This is a genomic window from Rhodothermales bacterium (genome assembly GCA_034439735.1).
Lineage (GTDB): Bacteria > Bacteroidota > Rhodothermia > Rhodothermales > JAHQVL01 > JAWKNW01.
This window is the reverse complement of the sequence record JAWXAX010000037.1, coordinates 1-10,274: the sequence shown is the minus strand read 5'-3', so window position 1 is coordinate 10,274 and position 10,274 is coordinate 1. Positions and strand designations below refer to the sequence as shown.

Here is a 10,274-nt window from a genome sequence, read left to right as displayed (position 1 = left end):
GTGGCGTATCCTCCTTCTCCAAAGGGTGATGACTTCGACAATCATCAGGATACGCCGCCTTCTCTATTTATGCCCGTCCACAACTTTCGAATGTAGCTCGATCGGACCTCAAGGGGATCCTGGGCCACAGGGTGAACCCGGCCCACCAGGTGCCGCGAATCTCCAGATCGTAACCGTATCACTCACCCAAACCAGTTTCGTAGCCGCCGGGACGTCCCTGGAGTCCGCGCAATTCTCCATTCCGGAGATCACCACAGAGATAGTGAATAACGGTCTCGTCCTCGCGTTCACCGACAACGGCACGAATGGCACCGCATGGGTGGCCTTCCCTTACATGATCCCGGCAACAAACAATTCGGTCGTCATGAACTACGGCTACAATCCCGGCCGGCTGCTGCTGACGCTCATCGCGGAGACCGGAAGCGGGTATGGCTCTCTTTTCGCAGGCTGGAGGATCAAGGTGATCTTGATTCCACCGGCGTCGCTTGCCTCTGTGTCGGCGGTCGACCTATCCGACTACGAGCAAGTGCTCTCGGCTTTTTGATCAACCTCACCGCGGAGCTGAACACCGAAGCCCGGAGGCAGGAAACGCCCCCCGGGCATCGGTGTTCGTGCTCGCTACGCCGGCGCCGGCGTCAATTCTTAGACGGCTTGATAAACTCGGCCTGGGCAGTCGACCGGCTGTCTATACCGAGGTGTTCACCGGAATCGATGACGACAACTTCGCGACGCTCTTCGGCGTGTTCGGCTACTTCCATGCGTTCAAGAGGGCCATCGGTGGGGAAATGAGTACCGAGCAGATGCGTGAGGGATCGATCACCGATGCCGACTCCGGGAGTGCGATCAACCTGGCCACGCAGGACACGCGCGCGCTGAAGATTCCGACGGTTCTTCGAGATGGATACCAACTTCGAAGAGGCGTTCGTGAAGATCACGATGGCCGCGGCCGAAGGAGAAGGTGAGGGCGAGTAACCTCTCTCTAGAGGTGATCCCCGTTGCCTAGATGGCCTGGCGATAGTGTCGGGGGACCTGCCGCCACGCCTTTCTCTTGTCTCGATCATGTGATTGAAAATACTTAGGAAAGTAACCGTTTTACTCGAACACCATTGATCTCGCAATCTTCACTTATCCTCCCTAACGCCTCCCTAGTTTTCTCGACAACGGCCTTCATATACTCAAAATTATCGCTATCATTTCTATATCGCTCCCAACTCATGCACCACGCTATTGCACCTCTTAGTTCATCATTCTTCGACTCACGGAAAAAGGCTTCATATTCCTCACTCGGTCGCTTCGCCATAAATTTAAGGTCTTCAATATAGCTTCTATTAAATGTCAAATGAGCACGTTTTAGAATTGCTGACAAACTTCGATCACTAGTATTGGACAAGCGAGCATTGTTGATAAGGTTCATTAACTCATTATCATCATTTAAATAGGAATTAAGACTCTCGATCGGTAGATATCTGGTTGATGAGTTGACATACCAGTGGGCTAATTCATTCGCAAGAGCGTCTTCACCAAGATTGCGCAGCAGGACCAGTGCTGAGCCGACATCTGAAGGATAAAGAACCGCAGCATTCTTTCGAATTGCAATCTCAAACCTACCAACAACTTCTTCTTTATTATTGTCAAAGGAACCCTGGAAATACTTCCATGCATCTCTGAGCTCTTCTCGACGTAGCCCATTCTCATATTCGTCAATCTCATCACTCAAGTGATCCCTAAAAGCTTCGTTGTCTAGATATCCTCGCTCAACCAAGTTCGCGATGTCCTGATCCGATCCTCGATTAGGGTGAAAAATATGTTTCCGATCAAACTCTTGGAACGCCTTTTCTGTCGGTGTCAAGTGCTCGTTTAGCCCTAGAGATATGGCTATTGAACGATCTACTCTGCGCAACATTGAGAATTCAGGCACTACTTCATCCTCTTCGTGTTTCGCGTGATATGCCCATACGAGAATGACAATTGTTATATACGCAGAGAGCTTGATACTAGAGGGAGACGCATCCAAAGACGACTTCAGCAACCTCGACATATCTCTTATCCTATATAGAATTCGAATATTTACGATTGACAGCTCGAGACATTTCTTCTTTATTGTCTGGTATACTTCCTCACTATATTCAGATTCATAATTCGAAAATGCGATATCAAAACTACCTTCAGGACTTGGATCATATTCAATATGAATATCCACCGTTTTTTCCCACAGTTTCTTAAACTCAGCACTATCCTCTTGTGTAAGTTGGCCATCGTTCAAGATCAAGCAAACATCGCAGTCTCGATCCTCATTAAGCAGATTTATCAACCCCATCAACTCACTTACGGTCACACCATCGCGTCGCTCAAAGTCATCGATACAAATCAGTGCGTTTTTAATCAAGTCAAACACGATAACGCTTCCGACACCGGAGAATAGAACAGATAATGCCTTACCATATTTAAACCTATCAAAAATCGATGGTATTATACGGCCAAAACTCTTCAAGATCGCCCCACTGTTTCTCTTCCATTTTTCTTGACGCGCCTCAGACATGTAGCTAATGACCATCGATGAAATGAGGCCTGCTTTCACATCCGCGAGATTACGAAGTCCGTATAGAGATAGATATAAATAACTGTCTCTCTTTTGCGCTTTTACGTTACCGCCATTAAAGACATTGCGAACTTCTTGCTGCCATAGATATGTCTTTCCAATCCCCCAAGGACCTTTAATGACGAGCGTTGAGCCGGAAATATTCCTGCCGTTTCCATTTGGTTCTTTACTGATAAATTTAGTGATGATTTTTTTCGCTTTGAGATCCGACATATTTCAAGTGGTTTAACTTGGTTATTGTATCGATCATCTCCTGATATGCGTAACACTACCTTGTTTCTCGTCGGTAGTCTTACCAAGGTTGGTACTGCACGCTCCACAACGCAAAACGTGATCACCTTTATTGTTGAATTGGAGAGGTGTCAGCATTCCTTTTGAAAAGCACACCGGACAGAAATACCGAGCGCTACCAGCATGTTTATACGCTGACCTTCCTCTAAATACGTTTCCCCCGTTCACGATCGGCTCTAAATGATAGCTATCAAGATCAATCCGTTTCAGTTCTCTGATCCTTTCGAGTAATTCGCTGTTCGAATCGACGAGCTCCATCACCTTGGATTGAGTATCCAGCAGCTTGGATTGCAAGTCGATGAGAGCCATGTTTATCTCAGCTTGCGTTGCAAGGCCTTGAATTCCCTTCATGATCTCATAAAGGGCTTTTACCGATTGAATAGCGCTAAGCGCTTCAGCTGCGGGCATGTGCGAACACCATTGTGATTGATGGGCGTGACCGGAGTAATATAAGCTGGGATCCAAAAAAAGAACGGCCGCCAGGATTCACCTAGCGGCCATTCGGCTTGATCGTTAGCATGTATCTGCAGCCTATTGCCGGCGTCGAGCACGTTCCTGCTCTCGCATGGCATCGTCCGCGATCTCCCGGCGGATACGCCTCACGCCCCGATCGGCCGACAGGAAGCCCCAGAAGCACAGAGCGGCTAGGAGCATGAACGGCCATCCTTCCGGCAGCCAGGGCAGATAGGAGCCGGTCATCAGGTAGACGATCTCTTCTTCGAACGGTGGATGCATGGCTATTTCCGTTTTTTTCGAGCGCGGTACGCGGACTGCCTGCAGGCGCCGGAGCAGTACCTCCCCTTCCCTGACGGATTCGAACACTCCACCCAGGCGCACACCCTGGGATCGTCGACGGCCGCGGTGCCTGCCTCCTTGCGCGCGGCGTCCGCCAGGCGCCGGCACTCGCTGTGATATCGTTTCTGCTTCCCCGTGAGCGGCAGGCCGCACCAGACGCACGGGTACGCCCCTTTCCTTACGCCGGGCGCCCTGGAGGCCTGCGGCCCGGCCTGCGCCTCGCTGGAGGCCTCACCGGCGTCCCCTGCCCCATCGACCGAGGCAGAAGACGCCCCGACGTCCGTCAGTTCTGGCGAGCCTTGCCGATCCCCAGGAGGCGCGGGAGCTCCCCCAGCTTGCGCCGGACGTCCCCCAGGAGGTTCTGCCCAACGGCCTTCTTCACCTCACCCTTCACGCGCCGGCGGAACCAGCGGCCCGTGACCAGCTTCTCCGCGTACTCCTGCCGGGTGTCGAGCGCGGCCCACTTGAGCGCACGCTCGTGCTTACGCTCCGCCAGGGCGAGCCGGAAGGCGTCCGCCCGGTCACGCATCGCGGCGGCCTTCGCATCGGCCCGGAGGTCGACGATCTCCAGATCCGCCAGGTGTTCGGGGTGCGCTCCCTTGATCGCGTAGAAGGTGTAGACGATCCACACGGCCGCGGCCGGCTGGATGCCGCCGATCCAGTACGGCGCGATCCCCCCCACCCCGAACGCGACCTCCGCCAGGCTGAGCGAGAGATCCCCCACCATGACGGCGGCGGCCATCTTGAACATGCGATCGGCGAGAACCCGTTGCCGGCCGGCGAGGTCGTGGGTACCCTGGCGAGACCAGGCCCATGCGAAACCGCATTCGATCACCAGGCCGGCGAGGATCATAACGGACGCCACCAGGAGCGGCGAGTCGAGGCCGGCCGCATGCGACGACCGCAGGGCCGTGGCCACGGTGCCCGTTGCGCTCCCCCCCATCAGCAGCAGGTTGGCCAGGGCGGGCCCGTGCTTACTGAACCAGTTCTTCGGGCCATCGAGGAAGGACTTGTCGAACGGCTCACGACGTCCGGCGCCGCGGCTCGCCCCTTCGATGTTGGGCAATTCGAGCGGGCGATCGTTCGCCCCGTAGAGCGTAACGGGCGGCCGGGACGAAGTGCTCCGCCCATCTGTTGCGGCGCCATCGGCCGGCGGCTGGTCGGACTTGTTGTGGGTGCCGTTGGGGCTGAGGATTTCGGGCATGCTGTTACCTCGAAAGCGTTACGGTTCTTATAGGTGTCGGGAAACGCCCCGCCGGCAGGCCATCCAAGCGTAACGTCAAGAACTTGAGACATGCATCACCAGGAGCCTGCCGGCGGAGCGGGATTCGTGTGTCGATGTGCTTCGCCAGTTTGGTGTTCAGACGTGATCACAGAGGACTAACGGCGCTGACGCCAAGCCTCGTTTCGGATCCAGTTCGATCCATCAGCCTGAGCGACACCCACGGCCCACTCCATTTCCCGGAGGACGTCGTCGAAGGAGCCGATCAGAGAAAAGAGGATCAGGTGGAAGGCGTCCGAGTGGTTGCTACCCTGGGCATGTACTTCGTTGAGCACGTCCTCGATCGTGTAGGCGAGGGCGCCGCGCACGACCCGGAGTCGGGCGTAGAGGTCGTCGATCGTCACGCAGTAGGGCTCACTCGCCGGCCTGCCGTTCGGGTTGAGCGTGACGCTGGGTCGAAGTGGTTCGACAGGATTGATCGGGGCGACGAGTGATGGGTCGGAACAGTGATTATTCATGGGCTCAGAGGGCGAGGTCATCGCCGGCTTGTGGTTAGTGGTTCGCGGCCATCACCTCGAAGAGGTAGATGGATAGGGGAGGGAAAGGCATCGACAATGACCCATAGCCGCGGATCGTGCATCGTCGGAAGGCGTGCTCGCGATGCCCAGGTACCTGATCTGATCGCAGCCGGTAGCGCCGTCTTGAAAGACCAGCTCTCCCAGACTCGCCGTACCCAGGTTTACGAGAGCGTGGCCAGGCCGTATGGCTCGAATTCGATCTCGCTCAGGCGCAGCCTGCCCAGACGCACGGGCACGTTGCAAGCTGTTGGGGACTTTGGCCGTTCGGTGATCGCTGCACTGGACTGCCTTTCTTGTTCAATAATACTCAGCCCCTCGGAATAATTCCAACTTTTACCGAAATTATTTTTGTTTTTTTACAGAAGTTCTCTTATGATCATATCCATTCACTTATTCGGTTGTGCCCCGAATCCACTAACTTCCCTTGCATTCTGTTCTAACAACACGCAAGGGACCATGAGACAAGGAACCAAGATGACGATCGACGAACTCCGACAGGAGGCCGAAAAACTTGTAGAGGCCTCGCGCTGGAAGAGGATCGAGGTTGCCGAAAAGCTGGGAATCTCTGCCGGAACGGTGTCCAGTGCTCTAAATAAGGGCGACTCGACCTATGCATCCACCCTCATTAAGATCATCGAACTCTTCACCGAATACACGATTGAGCGGGAGACGGTCTATGTTGCCAAGCGCAAGGAGGACGAGGGGGCGAGGGAGGTGAGCCATGGGTGACAATGCCGATCTCATCCGCCGAAATGTGGTGCGGTACGCGACTCCAATGCAGGCGCCTTTGTTCATCGAAGAGCATGGCGACACAGAGGCCTTCCGTCGCGAAGTGTGGGACAGCATCGTCGACCTGCTGACCAAGCACGGGCCGGCCGGCCCAGCCGCCCATCTGGCGACGCTTCGCGACAGCCGGGAGCGCCTCGACGCGCCGGCCGCCGATCGCTGGAGAACCTGCGCCTATGAATTGGCGAACACCTGGGCAAGGTGCCTTCGCATGGTGGAGGAGGAGGGGGCCGGCACCACGCTCGACGCCACCTGGAAACGCGTTACCGAGGCGCGAAAGAAAGACGGGGAATACGTCGACGGGCATCTCATCCTCGAGATGTACAAGGACCCCATCATCATGCAGGCCATACCGGAGGACGAGAGCATGCCGGCGGCCACTCGTATTCATCAAACCTACGAGCTTGGACCCCAGGGCGATGTCCACCAAGGGGATGTACCCTTCCTCACGCTACCTGCCAAACCGTCGACCACATGGGGCGAACTCGCAAGCCATGCCAAGAAACGATTGGACAAGGTGACACGGGCCTACCAGGACGACGAGGACAACCCACCACCCGGCATAGCGGACCTGACTGACCAGACGCTCGAACTCATCGACTACCGGATAGCCGTCCTTGAAAACGTACTTAGGCTTTCGTCGATCGAGGGAGGATTACCGCCAAGGTGGGGCGACATGACCGGGAACGAGAAAGCAGAGGCGATCGCCGGCGGTGGTTTGAGCACAGAACAACGGCTTCGCAACGCGGAGTTCAGGGCAATGATTAAAGATCCTGACCTACGACGCACCTATATCGAACAGCTCATTCGGGAGGTAGGAGGTACCCAGGAGGAGCAATGGGAGGAATTGGGGCGACGTTGTCTCGCGCATGGCATGGAAAGTAACATCTACAAGACCCCAGTAACCTTCGGCAACGCGATACGGGCATGGGCCCGGAAATAAAAAACATATAGCCTATGACATAAAAACACATAGCCTATGGATGGTGCTACGGGGTTACCCGTGGCTAAAATAACAGGGCGAGCAGGCATCGTTTCTCAGGCCATACCTGCCCGCCCTCGACGAAAACGAGTGCGCACGCTTGTGCGGCGCCCCCATTTTATCAACCCGAATGTACGACGATGGAAAACCAGTCGAAAAAATTCCCGGATAAAATCATGTTCCGCACCACGCCGGAACAGGTAGCTGCCATCGAGGAACGGGCCCGCATCGAGGGCCGCACTGTTTCCGGGCTCCTGCGCCACTACGCCAATCTCATCCTGCAGGGCCACGTCCAGGCCCCATACGTCGGACAGGATTCCTCCCATCACCGGACTACCACCGCCTGACACATCCCACCAAAATGGTAAGGGCCCGCCCCCGTGTGTTATCGCATCCAGGAGCAGGCCCTAAGCCTAATGCGATGAAGAACTTACGCAATTCGAACGAGTCGATCAAGCAGGCTGGCCGGTTGTGCCGTCGGAGGGTGTGGACATGAGGCCTGATAAAGCAAGTGCGCGCAAGGCCCTACTCCGCATAGTAGTCGATGGACTGCCTCCCAATGGGATCGCGCCCGAGGAGTGTGGAGCGTACGCCGGCGAGATCGAGGCACTATACGAGGAATATGACCGCGGGGGAGCGGCCGCCGTCCTCACCCTCTTCGATGTGCTCGCCAAAACAAGGGAGGGACTCCGTGACCTCATCGAGCGGGGCAGGTTGAACCTGACGGACCTGGGCAATGCAGAGCGACTCGTCAAGGACCACGGGGAGCGGATCCGGTATTGTGCCCACTGGAAACAATGGTTGATCTGGGACGACAAGCGGTGGGCAAAAGATGACAGCCAGGAGATCGAGCGCCTGGCCAAACGAACGGTCCGCAGCCTACAGCATGAGGCGGCGGATATAGAGGATGCCGGCAAAAAACAGGCACTTTTCAAATGGGGTATCAAATCTGAGGGTGCAGCCCGAATCAATGCGATGATCGCTCTCGCCAGGAGCGAGGCTGGCGTAGCGGTAGTGCCCAAACAGCTCGACCAGGCGCCGTATCTCCTTACTGTACAGAACGGGACAGTGGATTTACGGACGGGGGAGATCAAGCCGCACGACCAGGCGGATCTCATCACCAAACTCGCGCCCGTAGCGTACCGGCCGGACGCACCTCGGGAGCGGTGGCTCCGTTTTCTGAACGACGTTTTTGCCGGCGATGCAGACCTGATCGCCTATATCCAACGCGCCGCCGGCTATTCGGCAACGGCAGACACGAGAGAGCAGGTTGTTCTATTCCTCTATGGAACCGGCGCAAATGGGAAATCTGTTCTGCTCAATATCCTCGCCTTTGTCCTTGGCAGCTACGCGCAATCGATCCGGCCCGAACTCCTAATGACGAAACGCTCCAGCGGAGGGGCATCCGAGGGTGAGGCGGCGTTGGCGAATGCGCGGTTCGTGCGTGCGAGTGAGACTGGAGCCGGGCAGGTGCTCGACGATCCGACCGTTAAACGCCTGACTGGAGGTGGTGACGAAGCCATCCGAGCCCGTTTCCTCCACTCCAACGAATTCGAGTTCATGCCCACACATAAAATCTGGGTCGCGACCAATCACAAACCCACCGTTAAAAACGATGACCACGGCATATGGCGCCGTATCCACCTGGTACCGTTCAACGTCCGGTTTGAGGGGGAGCGACTGGATCCCAGGATGGAAGCCAAGCTGAAAGAGGAGGCCGAGGGGATTCTCGCGTGGCTCGTAGACGGCGCCGTCGAATGGTACCGGACAGGGCTCCGGGCGCCTGCCGCAGTGCTCAACGCAACCGCATCCTACCGGGCGGAGATGGATACGATCGCCGGCTTCCTCGAGGAGTGTTGCGTGATAGAGGAAGCAAAGGGCAGGGGGCTCCATGACATTGCCCTGCCACGCTCCAAGGCGTCCGACCTATACGCGCACTATCGCACCTGGGCGAGTAGTACGGGCGAGACGATTTTGACGAAGCGGGCATTCGGGGGGAAGCTCCGGGAGCGGGGCTTCGAGACCCGAGATTCTAACTCGATTCGCTGGTACTTGGGGATAGGGATTCGCCGCGATCAACAAGGCGACAGTGACTATAAAGTCACTACCGAGGCCCCTTTTTAGCTCAAAATCAACGATTTGCGTACGACAGTGAGTAAGCAACCCCAAAAAACAAAACTCTTTCCCTGTATTTCCCTCATGTAAGGGACTTTTTGGAATTAACTCACTTGCTCACTTAGCCACTAATTCCAATCATTCTTTCTGCTATGAAAACGTTGTTAGACATCGTCCCCAGCCAGCTCCGCAGGGAGTCCTCGACGAATGGCGGAGAGTGGGGTGGACCGTGCCCCTGGTGCGGCGGAGTAGACCGGTTCCGCGTGTGGCCAGAGGAGGGGGAGAAGGGCCGGTACTGGTGCCGGCAGTGCGACCGGAAAGGGGACGCCATCCAGTTCCTCATCGACTACCGCGGCATGCCGTTCACCGAGGCGCGTGACGCCATCGCCGGCGGGGCATTACCTGACTACATGCCAGCGCCGCGATCTTCCGTGTCTGCATCCAGGACTCCCAGCCTACTCAGGGCGCCAAACCCGACCTGGCAGGCCCGCGCCATGAAACTGGCGGAGGAGTCAGCCCATCGCATCTGGACGTCCGACGGCGCCCGTGCCCTCGACTACCTGCGCCGGCGCGGATTCACCGACGAAGTGATCTCGATCGCCGGGTTTGGCTATCACCCGGAAGATACCTGGCGTGCGCCCAGTGTGTGGGGGCTCGACCAGACGAAGCGCGTGTTCATGCCACGCGGGATAACGATCCCGTGGATGTACGAGGGGGAGATCTGGCGGCTGAACGTACGCCGGCCGGCGGGCAATCCGAAGTACATCGGCCCGGCCGGCTCCAGCAACGGCCTCTACCTGGGAGAGGGCGCCGGCGCCGGCCTACCCGTCATGATGGTAGAAGGCGAGTTCGACACATGGAGCGTGCAGCAGGCCGCCCCCGGGATTGTGCGCGCCGTGGCCACGG

At 56.7% G+C, this 10,274-nt stretch carries 13 protein-coding genes; 8 read left to right on the top strand and 5 right to left on the bottom strand.

Translation table 11 applies throughout. The features are described from left to right. The first annotated feature begins 262 nt into the window (after window positions 1-262). Window positions 263-544, top strand: a complete 282-nt coding sequence (locus SH809_02590; protein ID MDZ4698571.1) for a hypothetical protein — start codon at window positions 263-265, stop codon at window positions 542-544. 61 nt (window positions 545-605) lie between these two features. Then, window positions 606-962, top strand: coding sequence for a hypothetical protein (locus SH809_02585; GenBank protein ID MDZ4698570.1), 357 nt, complete (start codon window positions 606-608; stop codon window positions 960-962). Between the two features lie 113 nt (window positions 963-1,075). Here SH809_02585 and SH809_02580 read toward each other — a convergent pair whose 3' ends face one another. The 3 genes from SH809_02580 to SH809_02570 all read right to left on the bottom strand — a co-directional run bounded on the left by SH809_02580 (window position 1,076) and on the right by SH809_02570 (window position 3,625). Further along, window positions 1,076-2,812, bottom strand: coding sequence for a hypothetical protein (locus tag SH809_02580; protein MDZ4698569.1), 1,737 nt, complete (start codon window positions 2,810-2,812; stop codon window positions 1,076-1,078). A 33-nt stretch (window positions 2,813-2,845) separates the two neighbouring features. Beyond that, the gene (locus tag SH809_02575; protein MDZ4698568.1) at window positions 2,846-3,298 is read right to left on the bottom strand and encodes a hypothetical protein; all 453 of its coding nucleotides are present in this window, start codon (window positions 3,296-3,298) and stop codon (window positions 2,846-2,848) included. A 123-nt stretch (window positions 3,299-3,421) separates the two neighbouring features. Continuing rightward, the gene (locus SH809_02570) at window positions 3,422-3,625 is read right to left on the bottom strand and encodes a hypothetical protein (protein MDZ4698567.1); all 204 of its coding nucleotides are present in this window, start codon (window positions 3,623-3,625) and stop codon (window positions 3,422-3,424) included. Between SH809_02570 and SH809_02565 the strand changes: the two genes are divergently transcribed. Continuing rightward, window positions 3,620-3,802 carry a hypothetical protein gene (locus SH809_02565; GenBank protein MDZ4698566.1) on the top strand — a complete coding sequence of 61 codons (183 nt, stop codon included), beginning with the start codon at window positions 3,620-3,622 and terminating at the stop codon, window positions 3,800-3,802. The genes SH809_02570 and SH809_02565 overlap by 6 nt on opposite strands. A gap of 166 nt (window positions 3,803-3,968) precedes the next feature. Here the strand turns inward: SH809_02565 and SH809_02560 are convergent, their stop codons facing one another. Together SH809_02560 and SH809_02555 are read right to left on the bottom strand one after the other, a co-directional pair. Further along, the gene (locus tag SH809_02560) at window positions 3,969-4,889 is read right to left on the bottom strand and encodes a hypothetical protein (protein ID MDZ4698565.1); all 921 of its coding nucleotides are present in this window, start codon (window positions 4,887-4,889) and stop codon (window positions 3,969-3,971) included. A 176-nt stretch (window positions 4,890-5,065) separates the two neighbouring features. Then, window positions 5,066-5,425 carry a hypothetical protein gene (locus SH809_02555; GenBank protein MDZ4698564.1) on the bottom strand — a complete coding sequence of 120 codons (360 nt, stop codon included), beginning with the start codon at window positions 5,423-5,425 and terminating at the stop codon, window positions 5,066-5,068. A 534-nt stretch (window positions 5,426-5,959) separates the two neighbouring features. On the opposite strand from SH809_02555, the gene SH809_02550 reads away from it, so the two are divergent. The 5 genes from SH809_02550 to SH809_02530 form a co-directional block, all read left to right on the top strand. Next, complete coding sequence (locus tag SH809_02550) at window positions 5,960-6,214, top strand: hypothetical protein (GenBank protein MDZ4698563.1); 255 nt, start codon at window positions 5,960-5,962, stop codon at window positions 6,212-6,214. After that, on the top strand, window positions 6,207-7,214 hold the full coding sequence (locus tag SH809_02545; protein MDZ4698562.1) for a hypothetical protein: 1,008 nt from the start codon (window positions 6,207-6,209) through the stop codon (window positions 7,212-7,214). The genes SH809_02550 and SH809_02545 overlap by 8 nt, the downstream gene beginning before the upstream one ends. A 179-nt stretch (window positions 7,215-7,393) precedes the next feature. Next, window positions 7,394-7,600, top strand: coding sequence for a hypothetical protein (locus SH809_02540; protein ID MDZ4698561.1), 207 nt, complete (start codon window positions 7,394-7,396; stop codon window positions 7,598-7,600). A 145-nt stretch (window positions 7,601-7,745) separates the two neighbouring features. After that, a complete protein-coding gene (locus tag SH809_02535; GenBank protein MDZ4698560.1) occupies window positions 7,746-9,377 on the top strand; it encodes a phage/plasmid primase, P4 family in 1,632 nt (543 codons plus the stop codon). A 143-nt stretch (window positions 9,378-9,520) separates the two neighbouring features. Next, window positions 9,521-10,274: primase-helicase zinc-binding domain-containing protein (locus SH809_02530; GenBank protein ID MDZ4698559.1), on the top strand; the 754-nt coding region annotated here is incomplete at its 3' end.